The sequence below is a fragment of the Streptomyces bungoensis genome (genome assembly GCF_001514215.1).
GTDB lineage: Bacteria > Actinomycetota > Actinomycetes > Streptomycetales > Streptomycetaceae > Streptomyces > Streptomyces bungoensis.
On sequence record NZ_KQ948878.1, the window covers coordinates 1 to 20,579 of the forward strand.

General features: G+C 72.1%; 14 protein-coding genes and 1 pseudogene. 11 read left to right on the forward strand and 4 right to left on the reverse strand.

Features of this window, described 5'->3' with window-relative positions; all coding sequences use genetic code 11:
- Positions 1-188: 188 nt before the first annotated feature.
- The 5 genes from AQJ66_RS34240 to AQJ66_RS34260 all read left to right on the forward strand — a co-directional run bounded on the left by AQJ66_RS34240 (position 189) and on the right by AQJ66_RS34260 (position 4,010).
- Positions 189-1,163: a L,D-transpeptidase gene (locus tag AQJ66_RS34240; protein ID WP_061930029.1), complete on the forward strand. Its 975-nt coding sequence runs from the start codon at positions 189-191 to the stop codon at positions 1,161-1,163.
- A gap of 557 nt (positions 1,164-1,720) precedes the next feature.
- A complete protein-coding gene (locus AQJ66_RS34245) occupies positions 1,721-2,038 on the forward strand; it encodes a hypothetical protein (protein ID WP_079060588.1) in 318 nt (105 codons plus the stop codon).
- 116 nt (positions 2,039-2,154) lie between these two features.
- Positions 2,155-2,469, forward strand: a complete 315-nt coding sequence (locus AQJ66_RS34250) for a hypothetical protein (protein ID WP_244163017.1) — start codon at positions 2,155-2,157, stop codon at positions 2,467-2,469.
- A gap of 136 nt (positions 2,470-2,605) precedes the next feature.
- Entirely contained in the window at positions 2,606-2,884 is a 279-nt protein-coding gene (locus tag AQJ66_RS34255; protein ID WP_061930035.1) for a hypothetical protein, read from the forward strand.
- Between the two features lie 241 nt (positions 2,885-3,125).
- Positions 3,126-4,010, forward strand: coding sequence for an alkaline phosphatase family protein (locus tag AQJ66_RS34260; RefSeq protein ID WP_061930038.1), 885 nt, complete (start codon positions 3,126-3,128; stop codon positions 4,008-4,010).
- Positions 4,011-4,105: 95 nt separating this feature from the next.
- Here the strand turns inward: AQJ66_RS34260 and rox are convergent, their stop codons facing one another.
- Both rox and AQJ66_RS34270 read right to left on the reverse strand, forming a co-directional pair.
- The gene (rox, locus tag AQJ66_RS34265; protein ID WP_061930041.1) at positions 4,106-5,533 is read right to left on the reverse strand and encodes a rifampin monooxygenase; all 1,428 of its coding nucleotides are present in this window, start codon (positions 5,531-5,533) and stop codon (positions 4,106-4,108) included.
- Positions 5,534-5,731: 198 nt separating this feature from the next.
- Positions 5,732-6,427 carry an alpha/beta fold hydrolase gene (locus AQJ66_RS34270; protein WP_061930044.1) on the reverse strand — a complete coding sequence of 232 codons (696 nt, stop codon included), beginning with the start codon at positions 6,425-6,427 and terminating at the stop codon, positions 5,732-5,734.
- Positions 6,428-6,608: 181 nt separating this feature from the next.
- Between AQJ66_RS34270 and AQJ66_RS34275 the strand changes: the two genes are divergently transcribed.
- Entirely contained in the window at positions 6,609-6,824 is a 216-nt protein-coding gene (locus tag AQJ66_RS34275; RefSeq protein WP_061930047.1) for a hypothetical protein, read from the forward strand.
- 63 nt (positions 6,825-6,887) lie between these two features.
- A pseudogene (locus tag AQJ66_RS41090) lies at positions 6,888-8,225 on the forward strand (MFS transporter).
- 14 nt (positions 8,226-8,239) lie between these two features.
- Here AQJ66_RS41090 and AQJ66_RS34285 read toward each other — a convergent pair.
- The gene (locus AQJ66_RS34285) at positions 8,240-8,635 is read right to left on the reverse strand and encodes a hypothetical protein (RefSeq protein ID WP_341849437.1); all 396 of its coding nucleotides are present in this window, start codon (positions 8,633-8,635) and stop codon (positions 8,240-8,242) included.
- On the reverse strand, positions 8,632-10,371 hold the full coding sequence (gene ctaD / locus AQJ66_RS34290; RefSeq protein WP_061930050.1) for an aa3-type cytochrome oxidase subunit I: 1,740 nt from the start codon (positions 10,369-10,371) through the stop codon (positions 8,632-8,634). Before ctaD ends, AQJ66_RS34285 begins: the two co-directional genes overlap by 4 nt.
- Positions 10,372-10,645: 274 nt before the next feature.
- Here ctaD and AQJ66_RS34295 point away from each other — a divergent pair, with 274 nt between their 5' ends.
- From AQJ66_RS34295 to AQJ66_RS34310, 4 genes are all read left to right on the forward strand, one after another.
- A complete protein-coding gene (locus AQJ66_RS34295) occupies positions 10,646-13,084 on the forward strand; it encodes a SpoIIE family protein phosphatase (protein WP_341849438.1) in 2,439 nt (812 codons plus the stop codon).
- A gap of 38 nt (positions 13,085-13,122) precedes the next feature.
- Positions 13,123-14,400, forward strand: a complete 1,278-nt coding sequence (locus tag AQJ66_RS34300) for a PP2C family protein-serine/threonine phosphatase (RefSeq protein ID WP_079060589.1) — start codon at positions 13,123-13,125, stop codon at positions 14,398-14,400.
- 265 nt (positions 14,401-14,665) lie between these two features.
- The gene (locus AQJ66_RS34305) at positions 14,666-17,296 is read left to right on the forward strand and encodes a Pls/PosA family non-ribosomal peptide synthetase (protein ID WP_079060590.1); all 2,631 of its coding nucleotides are present in this window, start codon (positions 14,666-14,668) and stop codon (positions 17,294-17,296) included.
- Between the two features lie 13 nt (positions 17,297-17,309).
- Positions 17,310-20,555 carry a non-ribosomal peptide synthetase gene (locus tag AQJ66_RS34310; RefSeq protein WP_061930052.1) on the forward strand — a complete coding sequence of 1,082 codons (3,246 nt, stop codon included), beginning with the start codon at positions 17,310-17,312 and terminating at the stop codon, positions 20,553-20,555.
- Positions 20,556-20,579 lie beyond the last annotated feature (24 nt).

Here is a 20,579-nt window from a genome sequence, read left to right on the forward strand (position 1 = left end):
GCCATGACGGTCACGAGATCCGCCGGACAGGCCCTGGCGGCCACTTCTCCGATCCGGCGGTGCGCAACGGGTTTTGGGAACGCTTTACGCGACACACGCAACTGCGGGCCGCGCCCGTGATGTCTGACTGGGCGTCGGGCCCGTCAGGGCCGGAGAGCGAGAGAGCGGGGCGGGTCGTGGGACGGCGCATGGGCGGCATAGGGATCGCAGTCGTCACTGGTGCGATGCTGGTGGGCGTGAGTGCCTGTGGCGCGGGCGGCAGTGGAAAAGCGGGCGGGGACGACGCGAAGGCGCCGGGCAAGCAGAGTGCGAGCGCGTCTCCGTCGCCGACGAAGCCCGCGGGCCCCCCGATGCTGCTGGAGACGATCACCCCGCAGACGGGCACCAAGGTCGGCGTGGCCATGCCCATCTCGGTGGTCTTCACCGACCCGGTGGCGGCGAAGGCTCGGGCCGCGGTGGAGAAGCACATGAAGGTGAGCGCGTCGCAGCCGGTGGCCGGCGCCTGGCACTGGTTCGGCGACAAGCGCGCCGACTGGCGGCCGAAGACGTACTGGCCCTCCGGTACGAAGGTGAAGATCGACGCCGACCTGACGGGTGTCAGCAACGGCAACGGGCGCTACGGCGTGCACGGCTACACCCACACCTTCACGATCGGCGACGACGTACGAGCGGACGTCTCCGTGACCGGCCACACCATGAAGGTGACCCGGAACGGCAAGCCGGTGCGCACCCTGTCGATCAACGCGGGCAGCCCCCAGTATCCGACGTGGAACGGCACGATGGCCGTGATCGACAAGCAGGAGAAGGTCCACATGACCTCCTGCAGCGTCGGCATCAGCTGCGACAAGGGCAGCCCCAACTACTACGACCTGACGCTGCCCTGGGACGTGCACCTGACCCAGTCCGGCACGTACGTGCACTACTCGACCGGCGACCCGAACCCGGGCAGCGGCAGCGCCCGCGGCTCGCACGGCTGCGTCCACCTGTCCATGTCGGACGCCAAGTGGTTCTACGGTCAGGTGAAGCAGGGCGACCCCGTCACCATCACCGGCTCCTCCCGCGCCAAGGCCCCGGCGGACAACGGCTACGCCGCCTTCAATCTGGACTGGCAGCAGTGGCTCTCGGGCAGCGCCACCGGTGAGGGCACGACCGGGACGCTGTGAAGCACCTCCGGCGGCGGGCAGCCCGGCCGTCGCCGGGCCTGACATCGTGATGCCGTGACCTGGCGCCCCGGTCCTGTCGAGGGTTGGGCCGGGGCAAGGGTGGTTCCCTGGCATCGAGGCCACGACCGGTCTCGGCATCGACACCGCCGTCCTCAACGCGACGCACCGCTCGATGGCAGAGCCGGGAACAGGCGAGGAACAGGAACCGGACGCCTGGAACGGCGGCGTCGCGACAACGTGGAGCCGCCCGCGGTTGCACATGCCGGGCGGCTCCGCCGTTCCGTGGCGCCTACTGCCTGGGACGACACGGGCAGCCCGGTCGCGCGCCGCTGAAATGGTTGAACCGTCATCCCGGCCGGGCGTGCGGCCGGTGGCGCCTTCGCGCAGGTCGTGGCCTCCCCCGCCCCGCAAGGACCGGCCTGTCCGGAACACGCGCCGGATGTTGCGGTGCACGCCCGCCACTGGAACCTTCAGGTCCTGAACACACCAAGGGCTCGTTCACGGCGAATGCCCAGAACCGTGTTGACTTTCCGGACACACTCTCACGGAGCCGATCCATGAAAAAGCGGATGAAGCACGCCCTCCTGACCGCCAGTGTCGTCATTGCTTCAAGCATCCCGCTGACGCTCGCGGCACCCACCCCGGCCGCGGCCCAGACCCTGTCACCGGCCCCCGCCTGCGTCTCCCTGTACGAGAGCTGGCGGTACGTCAACGCGTCCAACGACTGCGCCGACACCGTGAGCGTGGCGACCGTCTACCAGGACGGCGCGACGGGCCTGTGCTACACGCTTCCTTCCGGTGCCTTCAGTACGGTCGGCGAGGGATACCTCGGCCTGCACGGCCACGCGGACCACCTCGCCCTCTGCCAGCCGTGACCGGCAGGTCGGCAACGAACGACGCCTGAGTCTGCCGGACTACGGCATGCTCCCGCCGGGACGGACCTGCGACCATACGGGCGACGCGATCAGCGGTGTCGATCCGAGGAGCGGCTGTGGCGTGGTTCGTGGGAGCCGGCGTGGCACTCGGGGCGCTGCTCATCGCCTCCGGGATCGCCTCCCTGCGTACGGGGTGGGTGCCGCCCTGGGTACGCCGTCGCGTCACCCGTCCCCGGCTCTTCGGCGTGGGCGCCCTGCTGGTGGGCACGCCCGAGGTGGTTCAGGGTCTGCTCTACTTCCAGAGCGCGTTCGCGCTGTCCTGGGAGGTCCGTTTCCTGGGCGGCAACCTCCTCACCTTCGCCGGACTGGCGCTCCTGGTCGCCGGCCACATGCTGCCGCCGAAGGCAGCCGGCCACCGGGACGGTCACTGATCGGCTGACGTCCGGTCACCTGGCGACACACCCGGCGTGTCACTGTCCATTTTGAGCTATTTTCACTCTAATCTCCACAGCAGTCGGTGGATGATCTGTGACGGAACACCATCCACGCTCACATTTTGGAGATTTCATGCGCAAGCTTCGCAAGGCTGCCGTCCTGGTCGCGGCCCTGGGTACCGTCGGGCTGCTGACCGCCGGAACCGCACACGCGGGCGAGGGGGGCAAGGACGGCGGCAACCACGTCCTGCAGAGCACCAGCTGCAAGTCGCACGACTTCAACCTCGACCTCCTCGGCGAAGTCGGTCTGCTCGACGGCGCGCTGGGCAACGCGCTCAACGGCGAGGGCAACCCCGGCGCGCAGAAGACCCACAACGGCTCGACCATGGGCTGCAGCAACAGCGCCTGGTAGGGGGCCGGTTCGCGCCCATCGATGGTGGAGAGGCCGAGCGGGGCCCGGAGGCTACGATGCCTCCGGGCCCCGTCGGCCGCGTCTGCCTCCCTGTGCCCGCGACTGTTTGACGGATCTTCACTTCCCGGCACCTGAAGACCTCCGGAGTGGACCCCTACGCTCCTTCCTGCCCGAGCAGAAGGCGACCGCCCGAGGAGAGACACCTCCCCGCGGTCGGCACCGCTCCCACAGGAGGTCCACCGTGTCCCTGCTGTCCCGCATCAAGCGCTCGCGCCAGGCGCTCGGCCTCGTCGCCGCCCTCCCCGCCGCCCTGGTCGGGGTGTGGGCCGCAGCCCCGGCGGCGCAGGCCGCCGCGCTGCCGACCCCCGACCACGTGGTCGTGGTGGTGTTCGAGAACCACTCCTACGAGCAGGTCATCGGCAGCTCCAGCGCCCCGTACCTGAACAACACGCTGAAGGCGGGCGGCGGGAACCTCACCAACGCCTACGGCGTCACCCACCCCAGCCAGCCGAACTACCTGGACCTGTTCTCCGGCAACAACCAGGGCGTCACGACCGACAACTGCTACATCCCGCAGTTCAGCAGCGCCGCGAACCTCGGCTCCGAGCTCATCGCCGCCGGCCGGACCTGGGGCAGCTACAACGAGGGCCTGCCCTCCGCGGGCTCCACGGTGTGCACCAACTCCGCGACCAAGTACGCCCGCAAGCACAACCCGTGGTTCGCCTTCAGCAACGTCCCGCTGAGCACGGCGCACACCGTGGCCCAGTTCCCGACGGACTACACGACCCTGCCCAAGGTGTCGTTCGTCATCCCCAACCTCTGCGACGACATGCACGACTGCTCGATCACCACCGGTGACACCTGGCTGAAGAACAACCTCGGCGCCTACGCCTCCTGGGCCCAGACGCACAACAGCATCCTGGCCGTCACGTTCGACGAGGACGACAGCTCGCACAGCAACCACATAGCCACCGTGCTCTACGGCGCGCACGTGGCTCCGGGCAGCTCCACCTCGACGCATTACACCCACTACGACACGCTGCGCACCCTCGAGGACCTGGCCGGGCTGACGAGCCACGCCGGGGCCGCGGCCGGCGCCTCCGACATCAGCGGCATATGGAACTGACGGCCGGTCGACCCGCACACCGGGCCCGGCCGCGACACTGACCCGCCGCCGGGGAGCGCCCCCTCGCCGGAGGCGGCGCTCCCCGGTGTACGGCCTCAACCGGCGGCGGTGCCGAACCACTTGGGCAGCTGACGGAGCAACTCCCGCCGGTCCTCGCCGGCCCACACCACGTGGCCGTCCGGCCGCAGCAGCACGGCGGGCACGTCCAGTTCCTCACTGACGTCGACGACATGGTCGACCCGGTCCGTCCAGCCGGCCACCGACAGCCGGCCGGTCTGGTCCAGCAGGATGCCGCGGCCGCCGTGCATCCGCTCGTAGAGACTCCCGCGCTTCAGACCCACGTTCCGCAGCCGCCGGCCGAGCAGTCCGTGGCCGTCGCCCAGGTCGTAGCGGACGCCGATCGCGATGATCTTCTCGATCAGACAGCGGTTCACGTCCTCGAACTCCATGAGTTCCGCCAGCAGCCGGCGCACCGCCTGCGGGCCGGGCTCGGTGGACATCAGCTCCATCTGGGCGCGGGTGTTGTCCAGCACGTCGGCGGCCACCGGGTGCCGTTCGGCGTGGTAGCTGTCCAGGAGGCCCTCCGGTGCCCAGCCGGCCACCTCGGCGGCCAGCTTCCAGCCGAGGTTGAAGGCGTCCTGGATGCCGAGGTTGAGGCCCTGGCCGCCCGTCGGCGGGTGGATGTGGGCCGCGTCGCCCGCGAGCAGGACCCGGCCGGCCCGGTAGCGCTCGGCCTGCCGGGTGGCGTCGCCGAAGCGGGAGAGCCAGCGAGGCGAGTGCACGCCGAAGTCGGTGCCCGCGTACACCCGCAGCTGCCGCTCGAAGTCCTGGAGGGTCGGCGGGACCGAGCGGTCCTCGGCCACTCCCCCGGCGGGCACGACGACCCGGTACACCCCGTCCCCGAGGGGGCCGAGACCGAACCGCTTGTGGGTTTGCCGGACTTCGGCGACCACGGCGGCCACCGTCTCCGGTGGCACGGACACCTCCATCTCGCCCAGCAGCGTCTCCACCCGGCTGGGCTCGCCGGGGAAGCCGATGCCGAGCAGCTTGCGCACCGTGCTGCGGCCGCCGTCGCAGCCGACGAGGTAGCGCGACCGCAGCCGCGAACCGTCGCCCAGCTCGGCGGTCACCCCGTCCTCGTCCTGGCTCAGCCCGGCCAGTGCGCAGCCGCGCCGGATCTCGACGCCGAGCTCGGTGGCGCGCTCGGTCAGCAGGCGCTCGGTGACGGGCTGCGGGATGCCGAGGACGTAGGGATGCGTGGTGTCCAGGCGTTCGGGCGCGGGCCTGGTGATGGCGGCGAAGAAGCCGCCGAGCGGGTACTGCCGGCCGTGTGCGAGGAAGCGCTCCAGCAGACCGCGCTGTTCCATCACCTCGATGCTGCGCGCGTGCAGGCCGAGCGCGCGGACCACCCTGGTCGGCTCCGCCTCCTTCTCCAGCACGAGCACGCGCACGCCGTGCAGGCGCAGCTCGCAGGCCAGCATCAGACCGGTCGGTCCGCCACCGGCGACGATCACGTCGAACATCCAACCCCCATGGGAAAAGGTCACTCCGCGACAAAGGCGCGCATACCGCGTGGATCGAGGAATTCCGCAGGTTCTGGCCTCGGGCGGAGATTCTGTGGCATGACGGGGGTCTTGCCGCAAGGCCCCATGTGCGCTATACGTTGAGAGTGGCAAGGAGTGGACGACTCCTTGCCTTTGTCTTTGTCCGGCCGTGGGGCGTCAGGAATCCGCAGCGAGGTCGATCAGGTGCCGGGCCGTTCCCGCGGGGTCGACGATCTGGTGGAGGTGGGCGCCGGGCAGGTGTGCCACGCGCCAGCCGCGGTCGCGCGCCTCGGCGGCGCAGCCGTCGTACGGCGGGCCGAACAGCAGGTACGAGCAGGGGTGGTCGTCCCAGCCGTCGGGGACCGGGATGTGCTGCTCGTAGTAGGACAGCGGCAGGCTGGGCTGCTCCTCGGTGACGGTCCGGCGCACGACCGGGTCGGAGAACATGGGGGCGACGTCCGCCTCGTCCCACCAGTCCGTCCAGCGCGGCAGCCTGCCGTTCACCGCCAGCGGTGACAGGAACTCCAGCAACTCGGGCGGGGCCACGGGGGTCGGCCCGACCCGGGCCGGCAGCGGGGCGTCGACGAAGACCGAGCCGGTCACCGGACGGTCGAGGGCCGCGCGGACGACCGGGAGGAAGAGGCCCGCGTTGCTGTGTGCCACCAGCGTGACGGGGTGGTCGGCCGGGACCTGCCGGAGATCGTCGCGGACGGCGTCGGCGACGCGGGGCCAGAAGGGCGGGTCCCCGGCGCCGATGTGCAGCAGGGACGGCACCCGTACCCGGAATCCCGCCGCCGTCAGGTGCTCTGCCACGGAATGCCAGCTGGAGGGGCCCATGGACGGGCTGTGCAGGAGAAGGAAGAGCGGTTCCATGGGGTGAGCCTGCCGCGTCCGCGCTCCCCGATGCCACCGTCTCGGCCGACGGCAGAATCGCGTGGCCGGATCGGGACGGTGGGGCCATCAGGGTGGCTCCAGGCCGTGTCGGGCGGCCGGTGCGGGTCCGGTTCGCCATGCTGGCCCGGAGCGGGACCCTTCCAGCGACAAGGAGCACGGCATGCCGACGGACCCGGTCGCACGATTCCTCGCGGCCCTGGACCCAGCACACCGGGAGGCCGTCGGTGCCAGACCGCAGGAGGAACAGCGGCAGCTCGCGGCGGCGTGGGAGCGCGAGCTGGAGGCGGACGACGAGCTCGACACCCTCGACGAGCTGTCCCCGGCGGCGGCCGAGGCGGAGGCGGCCCGCCGCGTCCTGGACCGCGAGGCAGGCTGACCGGCGCCGCCCGCTCCGGCGGGCGGTGCCGCGCTTCGTACGGTGACGGGTGGCGTCCGGACCATGCCGCTGTTCGCGGTGTGCGCCGGGTACTTCATGGTGATCCTGGACGTGACCGTCATCAACGTGGCCGTGCCGGTGATCGGCCGTGAACTGGCCGCCTCGCTGACCGGAATCCAGTGGATCACCGACGGGTACACGCTCGTCCTCGCCGGGTTCCTGCTCACCGCCGGAGCACTGGGCGACCGCCTGGGCAACCGGCGCGTGTTCTGCTGGGCGCCGGGGTGTTCGTGCTGGCCTCGGCCGGGTGCGCGCTCGCGCCGAACGCCGCGTCCCTGGTGGCGGCCCGGCTGGTCGAGGGGCTCGGCGCGGCGCTGATCGTGCCCGGGTCGCTCGCGCTGCTCCAGCAGTCCTACCCCACGCCGGCCGCGCGCTCACGGGCCTTCGGGTTGTGGGGTTCGATGGCGGGCATCGCCGCCTCGGCCGGGCCGCTGCTCGGCGGGCTCCCGGTGTCGACGATCGGGTGTCGGTGGGTGTTCCTCGTCAACCTGCCGGTGGGTGCCGCCTGCCTGGCGCTGACCCTGCGGTGCGTCGCCCCGTCGCCGCGGCGCGCGGACCGGGCCCTGGACGTGCCGGCTCAGGGTGCGGTCGTGGCCGCGGTCGCGTTGCTGACGGCCGCTCTGAACGAGGCCGGGCGGCGGGGGTGGTCCGACGCCGCCGTGCTCGCCGGACCGGGCCTGGCCGTGGTGGCCGCCTCCGCGTTCGTCCTGCGGGAGCGGCTGGCCCCGGCCCCCGCCCTGCCCCCTGGGCCTGCTGCGCTCGCGCGCGATGAGCGGCGGAGCGGTCATCGGCATGCTGTTCAACTTCGCCTTCTACGGCATGGTGTTCACCGCCAGCCTGGATTTTCAGCAGCAGCGCGGGTACGGCGCGCTGCGCACCGGGGTGGCGCTGTTCCCCGCGGTGGCGATGACCACGTTCGCCTCGGTGCTGTCCGGGCGGCTCGCCCGGCGGACCGGGGACCGGCCGCTGGTGACGTCCGGCATGCTGCTGGCCGCGCTCGGGCTGGCCGGCTGGGCCGCGGCCGGCGTCGACCCGGCGTATCCGCTGCTCGTGGCCCCCATGATGGCGGCGGGGTTCGGTACCTCCTTCGCCCTGACCGGCTCGACCGCCACCATGATGGGTGCCGCGCCCGCGGCCTACTCGGGTACCGCCTCGGGGCTGTTCAACACGGCGCGGCAGATCGGCAGCGCCTGCGGGGTGGCGCTCGGCGGCAGCCTCCTCGCGACGGCGCACGGCTACGGCAGCGGGCTGCGCACCAGCATGGCGGTCGGCGCGCTCGCCTACCTGACCGCCGCGGGCCTCGCCTGGTTCTGTGTGCCGGCCAGGTCCACGCCGCCGTAGCGCGGGCGACGGCGTCAGCGGGCCGCCAGGCAGGACACGGTGGTCGTCGCGGCGGAGACGGCGAGCAGCGCGCACGCGCAGAGGGCGTGGCGTCTGAGCAGGGCCCCGCGCAGTTCGGCGTAGCGGGCCTCGTACTCCCCGCGCAGGCGCTTGGCCCGGTCGGCCGTGGCCTGGAGCGCCTGCCGGGTCAGGCCGAGGCGCTGCTCCAGGTAGTGGCGCGTCAGGTCCTCGGCCTGACCGTCCGTGAGCCAGGGCAGGCGGGCGCACAGGGCGGCGGCCTCGTGCTGTGCCTGCTCCCGCTCGGCGTGCAGGAGCAGGTAGCCCTCGACCTCGTTGGCGAGTGCGCCGGCCTGCCGGTCCAGCGGTGTGTCCCGGCCCGTCCCGGGACCGGGACGGTTCGGGGTGGTCACGGCCGGTCGCCTTCGCGCCCCGTCCGCTCCACCGGGCCACGGGCGCCGGAGTAGGCCTCGTGTTCGACTTCGGCGATCTCGGGGTGGTGCAGGTCGAACGCCGGGGACTCGCTGCGGATGCGCGGCAGGGTGACGAAGTTGTGCCGGGGCGGCGGGCAGGACGTCGCCCACTCCAGCGAGCGGCCGAAGCCCCAGGGGTCGTCGACGCCGACCGGCTTGCCGTACTTGGCCGTCTTCCACACGTTGTAGAGGAACGGCAGCATCGACAGGCCCAGCAGGAAGGATCCGATGCTGGAGACCGTGTTCAGGGCGGTGAAGCCGTCGGCCGCCAGGTAGTCGGCGTACCGGCGCGGCATGCCCTCCACGCCCAGCCAGTGCTGGACGAGGAAGGTGGTGTGGAAGCCGACGAACAGCGTCCAGAAGGTGATCTTGCCGAGGCCCTCGTCCAGCATCTTGCCGGTCATCTTCGGCCACCAGAAGTGGAACCCGGCGAACATCGCGAAGACGACCGTCCCGAAGACCACGTAGTGGAAGTGGGCCACCACGAAGTACGAGTCGGACACGTGGAAGTCCATGGGCGGCGAGGCCAGGATGACACCGGTGAGACCGCCGAAGAGGAACGTGACGAGGAAGCCCAGCGCCCACAGCATCGGGGTCTCGAAGGACAGGGAGCCCTTCCACATGGTGCCGATCCAGTTGAAGAACTTCACTCCGGTCGGGACGGCGATGAGGAACGTCATGAAGGAGAAGAACGGCAGCAGCACACCGCCGGTGACGAACATGTGGTGCGCCCACACCGTGGCGGACAGGCCGGCGATCGAGATCGTGGCCGCGACCAGACCCATGTAACCGAAGATCGGCTTGCGCGAGAAGACCGGGATGATCTCGGTGATGATGCCGAAGAACGGCAGGGCGATGATGTACACCTCCGGGTGCCCGAAGAACCAGAAGAGGTGCTGCCACAGCAGTGCGCCGCCGTTGGCCGCATCGTAGACGTGGGCGCCGAACTTGCGGTCCGCCTCCAGCGCGAACAGCGCGGCGGCCAGGACCGGGAAGACCAGCAGGACGAGGACCGCGGTCAGCAGCACGTTCCACACGAAGATCGGCAGCCGGAACATCGTCATGCCCGGGGCCCGCATGCAGATGATCGTGGTGACGAAGTTGACGGCGCCGAGGATGGTGCCGAAGCCGGAGAACGCCAGACCCATGATCCACAGATCGGGGCCCAGCCCGATGCTGTGTTCCGCGTCCGACAGCGGCGAGTAGGCGAACCAGCCGAAGTCGGCCGCGCCGTCCGGGGTGAGGAAACCGCTCACCGCGACGAGCGAGCCGAACAGGTAGAGCCAGTAGGCGAACATGTTCAGCCGCGGGAACGCCACGTCGGGCGCGCCGATCTGCAGCGGCATGATCCAGTTCGTGAAGCCGGCGAACAGCGGGGTGGCGAACATCAGCAGCATCACGGTGCCGTGCATCGTGAACAGCTGGTTGTACTGCTCCTTCGAGATGATCTGCAGGCCCGGCCGGGCCAGTTCCGCGCGGATCAGCAGCGCCATCACGCCACCGATGAGGAAGAAGGCGAAGGACGTCGCCAGGTAGAGCGTGCCGATCGTCTTGTGGTCGGTCGTCGTCAGCCACCTGACCACGACGTTGCCGGGCTGCTTGCGCCTGAGGGGCAGCTCGTTCTCGTACGAGTCCTCAGCCGTCGGGGCACCCTGGGGTTCGTTGAGGATACTCACCAGTCGCTTCTCTTTCGGTGGTCGCCGTTCGCCGACGTCAGTCACCGGCCATCGTTGCGGTACCGGTGGCAGGGCCCACCCCCGGAACGAGCGACACACGGCCGATCGGATGACACAGCCACACCAACGGAGCAGTCCGGCCGGTACCTCCCGTGCCGGCGGGCGCCTCGTCCTCCGATCCGTCGTCGGCGCCGGTGTGTGAGAGCCTGGTGACAGGGTCTGCCGGAAAGGGGACCAGGTGATGGGCGTGTCGGGCCTGCCTCACAGCGACAGCGTGACTGATCCGTTCGACCTCGCGACCGCCGCGCTGGTGATGGTGGATGCGTCGGGGCTGATCGAGTGCTGGACCCCGCAGGCCGAGAAGCTGCTCGGCCACGCGGCGGCGGACGTGGTCGGCCGACCGGTGTCGGCCGTACTGCCCAGTCCGGAGGGGTTGTCCGCGCTCCTCGACGGGCGGCTGGTGGCCGACGGCTGGGAGGGCCGGGTCACGGTCCGCGACCACGGCGGCCACGACGTCCCGCTGGGCCTGCGGGTGCGCGCCGTACCGGCGCGGGACGGGGACTGCCACTGGCTGGTCGCCCTGTGCGGGGCGGACGCCCTGAACCGCTGGGAGCTGGGCCAGGCGGCCCTGCGCGGGCTGCTCACCCAGTCGCCGATCGGTGTCGCCGTACTCGACACCGGACTGCACTACGAGTGGCTCAACGAGGTGCTCGCCACCATGGAGGGGGTGCCGCAGGAGGACGGCGGCACCCGGCCGGGCCGGGAGCGGGCCCCGCTCGGGCCCGTCGAACGGCAGGCGGGGCGGGCGCTGACGACGGGGCACGCCCTGTCGTCCGTCGAGCACGTGGCGCCCCTGCCCGAGACCGCCGGGCAGCCGGGCGCGGACCATCTGCGGCTGCGCTCGTCGTTCCCGCTGCACACCAGGAGCGGTGCCACCGTGGGCGTGTGCCAGACCGCCGTGGACTTCACCGATCACGACCCCTCGCGCAGGCGGCTGCTGCTGGTGAACGAGGCCAGTGAGCGGATCGGCACGACGCTGGACCTGGGCCGTACCGTCCAGGAACTGGTGGAGATCCTGGTGCCCCGGATCGCCGACTTCGCGGCGGTGGACCTGCTGGACGGCCTCGGCCCCACGGCGGATCCCGCCCGCCGGACCCGCAGCGGCGGCGGTCTGTACCGGGCGGCTCATCTGTCGATCCGGCCCGACCACCCCGAAGTGGTCGTGACGACCGGTGCACCGGCGCGCTACCCGGACCAGTCACCGCAGAACCGCTGCCTGGCCACGGGCCTGACCATCCGGGACGCGGCCCTCACCACCACGACGCCCTGGCTCGCCGCCGATCCGCTGCGCCGGCGCAAGCTGCTGCCGCTGGGAGTGCACTCGCACATGGTGGTTCCGCTGCGCGCGCGGGGTGTCACGGCGGGCGTGGTCACGCTGCTGCGCTGGGAGACCCCCGAGCCGTTCGACGACGACGACCAGCTCCTGGTCGAGGAGCTGGCCGCCCGGGCGGCCGTGTGCGTCGACAACGCCCGGCGGTTCGCCCGCGAGCACAGCGCGGCCCTGGCGCTGCAGACCAGCCTGCTGCCGCCGGTGCTGCCGGACCTGAGCGCGGTCGAGGTCGCCTACCGGTACCTGCCGGCCGACGCCGAGGCCGGGGTCGGCGGGGACTGGTTCGACGTGATCCCGCTGTCCGGCGCGCGGGTCGCGCTGGTGGTGGGTGACGTGGTGGGCCACGGCATCCACGCGGCGGCCAGCATGGGCCGGCTGCGGGCGGCCGTGCAGACGCTCGCCGACATCGACCTGCCGCCCGAGGAGCTGCTGACCCACGTCGACGACCTGGTCCTGCGGCTGTCGGAGGAGGCGGAGGCGGCCCAGGACGGCCCGCTGGTCATCGGCGCCACCTGCATCTACGCCGTGTACGACCCGATCGTGCGCAGGCTGCGGGTGGCGCGGGCCGGGCACCCCGGTCCGGCGATCGCGCACATGAGCGAGCCCGTGGAGATCCTCGACGTCCCGGCCGGCCCGCCCCTCGGGCTCGGTGGCCTGCCGTTCGAGTCGGCCGAGTTCGAGGTGGAGGAGGGCAGCGTCATCGCCCTGTTCACCGACGGCCTGATCGAGGCGTCCGACCACGACGTGGACGCCGGGCTGGAGCGGCTGTGCTTCGCCCTGGCGCATCCGGACCGGCCGCTCGAGGAGATCTGCGACACGATGGTCCGCACGCTGCTGCCCGACCGCCCGCCCGACGACGTGGCCATCCTCGTGGTGCGGGCCCGCAGCCTGGACGAGGAGCGGGTGGCCTCCTGGGACATCCCGACGACCCCGTCGGCGGTCTCCGAGGCCCGCCGCGAGGCGGTGGAGCAGCTCGCCCGGTGGGGCCTGGACGACATGGTGTTCACCACCGAGCTGATCGTCAGCGAGCTGGTCACCAACGCGATGCGGCACGCGCACGGGCCCATCGGCCTCAGGCTGATCCACGACCGGATCCTGGTCTGCGAGGTGTCCGACGCCAGCAACACCTCGCCGCGGCTCAGGCGGGCCCGCTTCTCCGACGAGGGCGGCCGCGGGCTGTTCCTGGTGGCCCAGCTCGCGCAGCGCTGGGGGACGCGCTACACGACGCACGGCAAGACCATCTGGGCGGAGCAGCCGCTGCCCGCCCGGGCCGTGAACCTGCTGGACTGCCCCGGCCCCGACCCCGCCCCGGGGCCGCTCTGAGAAGAGCGGTCACGACGGCGGCCTCGTACATTGGACACGTGGGCGTCACAGCAGCCGAGGGGCAGCCGACCGCGGAGCACATCGACTACGCGGCCCTGTTCGCCGCCACGCCCAGTCCCTACCTGGTGCTCAGTCCCGACCTGCACATCGTCGGCGTCAACGAGGCGTACTGCCGGGCCACCGGCCGCGACCGCGACGACCTGCTCGGGCAGTTCCTCTTCGACGCCTTCCCCGACAACCCGGCCGACCCGCAGGCCGACGGGGTGCGCAACCTGTCCGCCTCGCTGCGGCGGGTGCTGGCCCGGCGGGAACCGGACACCATGGCCGTGCAGCGCTACGACATCCCCGTCGCCGGCCGGGCGGGCGGCTTCGAGAAACGCTGGTGGTCCCCGGTCAACACCCCGGTGCTCGGGCCCGACGGGCAGGTGGCGTGGATCATCCACCGGGTCGAGGACGTGACCTCCTTCGTCAGCGAGCGGGAACAGCGGCAGCCGGACGGCACCCGGCCGCCCCGCACCCGGCGGCTGAAGGGCATGGAGGCCGAGCTGTACGCCCGCGCCAAGGAGCTGGAGCGCCTGAACGAGGAGCTGCGGCGTGCCCACGCCCGCGAACGGCAGGTCGCGATCACGCTGCAGGAGGCCATGCTGCACTCCCCCGACCTGGCCCGGCACTCCGACGTGGCGGTGCGCTACCTGCCGGCCGTCGGCTCGCTGAACGTGTGCGGGGACTGGTACGACACCGTGGACCTGCCCGAGGGGCGGTTCGCCCTGGCCGTCGGTGACGTGGTCGGCCACGGCCTGGGGGCGGCCACCGTGATGGGCATGCTGCGCAGCGCGCTCTCCGCGGCCAGCAGGGCCGTCGCGGGCCCCGCGCAGGCCCTGGAGGTGCTGGGCCTGTACGCCCGCTCCGTCGAGGGTGCGCTCGCCGCCACCGCCGTGTCGGTGCTGGTCGACCCGCGGGCCCAGGTGGTCGTGTACTCCAGCGCGGGCCACCCGCCGCCGGTCCTGATGCATCCCGACGGCACGTGCCGGCTGCTGGACCAGGCGACCGATCCGCCCCTGGGCGCCCGGCCGGTCCATGTCTCGCGTCCGCAGGCGGGCGTCCCGTACCGCTCCGGTGACGTGCTCGTGCTCTACTCCGACGGCCTGATCGAACGCCGGGACGAGGACATCGACGTCGGCCTGCACCGTCTGACCAGCACGCTGGCCGGGTGCCTCGGGCTGGATCCGGAGCGGCTGGCCGACACCCTGCTGGCGCGGCTGGGCCTCAGCCAGGGTGCGCCGGACGACATCGCTCTGGTCGTCGTCCAGTTGTGACTCCTGCCGTGGAGGGCCGCCGATCGGGTGATTGGTGGCGGGCCGCGCTGCCGTGGAAAACCGGAAAACACCGGGTCACCGGGCGTTTGGCAATCGCTTGGTGATCGATTCGAAGTGGCAGGCCGACGGTGGCGGGCCGAAACTGAATCCGGCGGTTCGTGATCGGGAATGTGCGTCCGCCCCGAGTTTTCCATGGCTCGGCAGCCGTTGGTCCGATGCATCCGCCGGCGGCCATCGGCGATTCAGGAGCCCTTCGGGAGGTCCCATGGCGGAGCAGTCCTCCGGAGTCCATTCCGAGGTCCCTTCAACGGTCCCCTCCGAGGCGGATTCCGAGGTCGGCACAAGCGGTCCGGACGACGGCGCCGTCGCCGCACGGATCGGCGCCGGCGCGGCGGGCACGGGGACCGAGCGGGAACTCGCGGACATCCTCGCGGACGTGCTGGGCACCGAGCGGGTGCCGGGTGACAGCCACTTCTTCACCGACCTCGGCGCCAACTCCCTGGTGATGGCGCAGTTCTGCGCGCGGGTCAGGAAGCGGACCCACCTGCCGTCGCCCTCCATGAAGCACATCTACCGGCATCCCACGATCCGGAGCCTGGCGGCGGCCCTCACGGAGACGGCCGCGGAGACCCCCGCCGCTCCGGTGCCCGACGCGCCGTCGGCGGGGGCCGTGGAACCGGCCGCGGTGCCGCGCACGGGCCGGCGCGCCCATCTGCTGTGCGGTACGGCGCAGTTGCTGGCTTTCCTGGCCTATTCGCTGGTCGCCGGACTCGTCACCTCCCGCGGATACGAATGGGTCGCGGCCAGTCCGGGACCGGTCGACGTCTATCTGCGGTCGACGCTGTTCGGGGGCCTGGCATTCCTTGCCCTGTGCGCGTTCCCGGTCGCCGCCAAATGGCTGCTCGTCGGCCGCTGGAAACCGGGCGAATTTCCGGTGTGGGGGCTGACGTACTTCCGTTTCTGGTTCGTGAAAGTGCTGCTCCACGCGAATCCGATGATCCTCTTCGTCGGAAATCCCCTGTACGTGCTGTATCTGCGGGCGCTGGGCGCCCGGATCGGCAGGGACGTCACGATCCTCTCCCGCTCCGTGCCGGTCTGCACCGACCTGCTCACCGTCGGCGCGGGGACCGTGATCCGCAAGGACTCCTTCTTCCTCTGCTACCGGGCCCACGCGGGGCGCATCCAGACCGGCCGGGTCACGCTCGGCCGGGACGTGTACGTCGGCGAGAAGACGGTGCTGGACATCGACACGTCGATGGGCGACGGCGCGCAGCTCGGGCACGCGTCGGCCCTGCACCGCGGCCAGGGTGTCCCGGCGGGCGAGCGCTGGCACGGGTCCCCGGCCGAGCACACGAGCACCGACTACGTCCGGGTCCCGCCGGCCGGGTGCGGCACAGCGCGCCGGGCCTGGTTCGCCGCCGTCGCGCTCGTCCAGTTGTTCCTCGTGTACATCCCGCTCGGTGTGGGCGGGACGTACCTGCTGTTCACGGCGGTTCCGGCGATCGGCGAGCGACTGGATCCGCGGGCGAACTCGCTGACGGCGGCGCAGCTGCTGTCCGACGCGCTGCTCCTGTCCCTCGTCCTGTTCTTCGGCTTCGTCGTCGGGGGCCTGCTGGTGCTGTGCACCGTGCCCCGGCTGGTGGGCCTGGTCGTCAGGCCGGACCGGGTGTATCCGCTCTACGGATTCCACTACGCGCTGCACCGGGCGACGGCGGGCCTGACGAACGTCAAGTTCTTCGCGTGGCTCTTCGGCGACAGCTCCTACGTCGTGCACTACCTGCGCGGCATCGGGTACGACCTGTCGCGGGTGGAGCAGACGGGGTCGAACTTCGGCACCGAGGTGCAGCACGAGAGTCCCCTGCTGGTGTCCGTCGGCAGCGGCACGATGGTGGCCGACGGGCTGTCCGTCGTCAACGCGGACTTCTCCGCCACGTCGTTCCGGCTGTCCCGGGCGTCGATCGGCCCGCGCAACTTCCTGGGCAACAACATCGCGTATCCCGCGGGCGGCAGGACCGGCGACAACTGCCTGCTCGCGACGAAGGTGATGGTGCCGCTCGACGGGGAGGTCCGCGAGGGCGTCGGCCTGCTCGGTTCGCCGTGCTTCGAGATCCCCCGGTCGGTGGAGCGGGACACGCGGTTCGACCACCTGCGGACCGGGGACGCGCTGCGCCGCGCTCTCGCCGCGAAGAACCGCTACAACCTGCGCTCGATGGCCCTGATGCTGCTGGTGCGGTGGCTGCACACCTTCGTCCTCACGGTCTTCGGACTGGCGTCCGTGGACCTGTACGGCGTGCTCGGGCACGTGGTGATCGCCGGGTACCTGGCCCTCACCCTCGTGTTCAGCACCGGCTACTTCGTCCTGCTGGAGCGGTGCATCGCGTCGTTCCGCGCGCTGCGGCCCCGGTTGTGCTCCATCTACGACCCCTACTTCTGGTGGCACGAGCGCCTGTGGAAGGTGCCGGACCACTACCTCGACCTCTTCAACGGAACCCCGTACAAGGCGCTGGTCTGGAAGCTGCTGGGCGTGCGGATCGGCAGCAGGGTGTTCGACGACGGCTGCTACCTGACGGAGCGTTCGCTCACCACCATCGGCGACGACTGCACGCTCAACGTGGGCAGCAAGCTCCAGTGCCACTCGCAGGAGGACGGCACGTTCAAGTCCGACGGCACCACGCTCGGTGCCGACTGCACGCTGGGCGTCGGCGCCCATGTGCACTACGGCGTGACGATGGGCGACGGCGCGGTCCTGGCACCGGACTCCTTCCTGATGAAGGGCGAGGAGGTACCGCCGCACGCGCGGTGGGGCGGCAACCCCGCCGTGGAGATGCCGGACACCGACGACCGGCCGGGCGGCGGCGGGCGCGCGGCGAGCGCCGCCGCGGTGACGGTGAGCTGAGGAAGGCCATTCGATGGGAGCGCGCGTGGAAGCGGACCGGGAGTTCTGGAGCCGGGTGCTGACCTCCGGCGGTGTCACCGCGGTGCCGCGGTGGACCGGGGAGCCGGCTCCGGGCGTGGCCGGGCACGAGGTGCCGGTGCCGGACGAGGTGGCGGCCGGGGTGCGGGACCTGGCGCGGCGCTGCGGCGTACCGGTCAGCGCCGCGCTGCTGGCCGCGCACGCCAAGGTGCTGGCCGCGCTGTCCGCCGAACCGGAGGTCGTGACCGGGTACGTGGCCGGGGAGCGGGGCGAGCCGCTGCCGTGCCGCCTGGTGGTGCCGGCCGGGTCCTGGACCGCGCTGGTGGCGGCCGCCGCCGCGGCCGAGGCGGAGCTGCTGGCCCACCGGGAGTTCCCCGTGGAGCCGTTGCGCCGGGAGCTGGGGCTGACGGAGCCCTCGTACGAGGTCGTGTTCGCACCCGAGGACGGGGAGGCGGCGGGGGACGCTGTGCTGCGGGTGTGCTGGTCCGACCGGGACGGGCGGTCGCGACTGCGGCTGCGGTACCGCACCGATGTGCTGGACGCCGCCTGCGCGGAGCGGATCGCCGGCTACCACCTGACGGCGCTCCGCCTGATGACGGCGGACCCGGACGCCGGGCACACCGGGCAGAGCCTGCTGTCGGCCGACGAGGTGCGCGAGCAGCTGGAGGGCCTGGCGGGTCCCCACCGGCCGCTGCCCGACGCGCGGGCGCACGAGCTGTTCGAGCAGCGGGTGCGGGAGCATCCCGACCGGGTGGCGGCCGTGCACGGCGCACGGCGGTGGACGTACGGGGAGCTGAACGCGCGCGCGAACCGACTGGCGCGGGCGCTGCTGGCCCGCGGCCTGGGACGCGAGGACGTGGTCGCCGTGGTCACCGAACGCGGCCTCGACTGGCTGGCCGCGACGCTGGCGGTGTTCAAGGCGGGCGGCGCGTACCTGCCGGTCGAGCCGGGCTTCCCGGCGGGCCGCATCGCCGCGATGCTGGCCCGGGCCGGGTGCCGGCTGGTGGTGACCGAGTCCGGCAGCTCCCGGTCCCTCGACGAGGCCCTGGCCACGACGGCGGGCATCGAGAAGGTGCTGATCGAGGCGGCGTACGCGGAAGAGCACGGCGACGGCGATCCCGGCGTGCGGGTGGACGCGGAACAGCTCGCCTACATCTACTTCACGTCCGGCTCCACCGGTGAGCCGAAAGGGGCGATGTGCGAGCACGCGGGCATGCTCAACCATCTCCACGCCAAGATCGACGACCTGGGGATCGGCGAGGGGTGCGTGGTGGCGCAGACCGCGCCGCAGTGCTTCGACATCTCGCTGTGGCAGCTGGTGTCCGCGCTGCTCGTGGGCGGGCGGACGCTGCTGGTCGGCCAGGACGAGATCGTGGACGTGGAGCGGTTCGTGGACACCCTGGCGCAGGGCCGGGCCGCGGTGGCCCAGCTCGTGCCGTCCTATCTGGAGGTCGTGGTCTCGTACCTGGAGCAGCATCCGCGGGCCCTCGCGGATCTGCGGTGCGTGTCGGTCACCGGTGAGGCGCTGAAGCGGGAGCTGGTCCAGCGCTGGTTCGCCGTCCGGCCGGGCGTCCGGCTGGTCAACGCCTACGGGCTGACGGAGACCTCCGACGACACCAACCACGAGGTCATGGACGCGGTGCCCGAGCGGGTGCTGCTCGGGCGCGCGGTCAACAACGTGCGCGTCCTCGTCGTCGACGAGGACCTGTCGCTGGTGCCGCTGGGGGCGCCGGGGCTGATCGCCTTCTCGGGCGTGTGCGTGGGCCGGGGGTACGTCAACGATCCCGAGCGGACCCGTGAGGCGTACCGGCAGGACCCGTACCGGCCGGGCGAGCGGCTCTATCTCGGGGGCGACTGGGGGCGCTGGCATCCCGGCGGGAAGCTGGAGTTCCTGGGCCGCCGGGACAACCAGGTCAAGATCCGCGGCTTCCGCATCGAGATCGGCGAGATCGAGAACGCCCTGCTGCGGGTGGCGGGCGTGCGCGACGGCGCGGTGGTCGTGGCGGAGCTGGCCGGGCAGAGCAAGCACCTGATCGCGTTCTACACGGGCCGGCGGATCGAGGAGCGCGCGCTGCGCGAGGAGTTGGGGGCGGTGCTGCCCGGCTACATGGTCCCCTCGGCCTTCCACTGGGAGTCCGCCCTGCCGCTGACCGGCAACGGCAAGATCGACCGGAAGGCGCTCGCCGCGTCGGCACGGCGGACCGGGGCGCAGGCGCCGGTGTCCGGCGACCGGGGCCCGCTCAGCCCGGCCGAGCGGAAGCTGGCGGCCGCCTGGGCCGGGCTGCTGGGCGTTCCCGAGCACGGGATCGGCCGCGGGGACGACTTCTTCGCCCTGGGCGGCACGTCGCTGACGGCGGTCAAGCTCACCCTCGCGCTCGACCGCGCGGTGTCCCTCAAGGACATCACCCGGCACCCGGTCCTCGCCGACCTGGCCGCGCTGCTCGACGGCGCCGCCGGGCAGCGCGCGGAGCTGCTCCAGCCGCTGTCGGACGCGGGCGGGGCGGGGCAGGGCGTGCTGGTGTGCTTCCCGTACGCGGGCGGCAACGCCGTCAACTACCGGCCGATGGCCGCCGCGCTGGCGGACAGCGGCACGGCGGTCCTCGCCGTCGATCTGCCCGGTCACGACCTGGCCGCCTCCCCCGAGCCGTTCGCGCCGATCGAGCAGGTGGCGGAGCGGGTCGCGCAGGAGATCGCCGCGCGCGGGCTGACCCGGGTGATGCTGTGGGGCCACTCCTCGGGCGCCGCGCCGGCCCTGGAGACGGCCCGGCGACTCGAGGAGCGCGGTGTGGAGGTGGCGCGGGTGTTCCTCGGCGCGCAACTGCTCGGCACCGCGGGCGAACGGCACGCCGCCGCCGGCGAGCTGACCGCCCGCAGCGACGCCGAGATCGCCGCTCGGCTGACCGCGGACAGCGGATACACCGAACTCGCCGAGCTGAACGCGCGCCATGCCGAGCACATCGGCGCCGCCTACCGGCACGACTGCGTGGCCGCGCACCGCTGGTTCTGCCGCGCCCTGGAGACTCCCCCGGCGGCGAAGCTGTCCGCACCGGTCACGGTGGTCGTCGCCGCCGACGACCCGCACACGGCCGGCCACGCCGACCGCCACCGCGACTGGCTGCTGCTCGCCGAGCACGTGGAACTGCACGAACTCACCGACGGCGGCCACTACTTCACCCGGACCCGGCCGGACGCGGCCGCACGCGCCGTGCTGGGTGCCGTGGCACCGGTCGCGTCCTCCTGATCGTTCACCCCCTCGCTCAACCTC

What these genes read in the sequence shown, in the direction of transcription:
- rox (WP_061930041.1), bottom strand. Translation starts at nt 5,533, where the DNA reads ATGTTCGACGTGATCGTCGCCGGTGGCGGACCGACCGGTCTGATGCTG.
- AQJ66_RS34240 (WP_061930029.1), top strand. Translation starts at nt 189, where the DNA reads ATGGGCGGCATAGGGATCGCAGTCGTCACTGGTGCGATGCTGGTGGGC.
- AQJ66_RS34305 (WP_079060590.1), top strand. Translation starts at nt 14,666, where the DNA reads ATGGCGGAGCAGTCCTCCGGAGTCCATTCCGAGGTCCCTTCAACGGTC.
- AQJ66_RS34245 (WP_079060588.1), top strand. Translation starts at nt 1,721, where the DNA reads ATGAAAAAGCGGATGAAGCACGCCCTCCTGACCGCCAGTGTCGTCATT.
- AQJ66_RS34310 (WP_061930052.1), top strand. Translation starts at nt 17,310, where the DNA reads ATGGGAGCGCGCGTGGAAGCGGACCGGGAGTTCTGGAGCCGGGTGCTG.
- AQJ66_RS34270 (WP_061930044.1), bottom strand. Translation starts at nt 6,427, where the DNA reads ATGGAACCGCTCTTCCTTCTCCTGCACAGCCCGTCCATGGGCCCCTCC.
- AQJ66_RS34255 (WP_061930035.1), top strand. Translation starts at nt 2,606, where the DNA reads ATGCGCAAGCTTCGCAAGGCTGCCGTCCTGGTCGCGGCCCTGGGTACC.
- AQJ66_RS34275 (WP_061930047.1), top strand. Translation starts at nt 6,609, where the DNA reads ATGCCGACGGACCCGGTCGCACGATTCCTCGCGGCCCTGGACCCAGCA.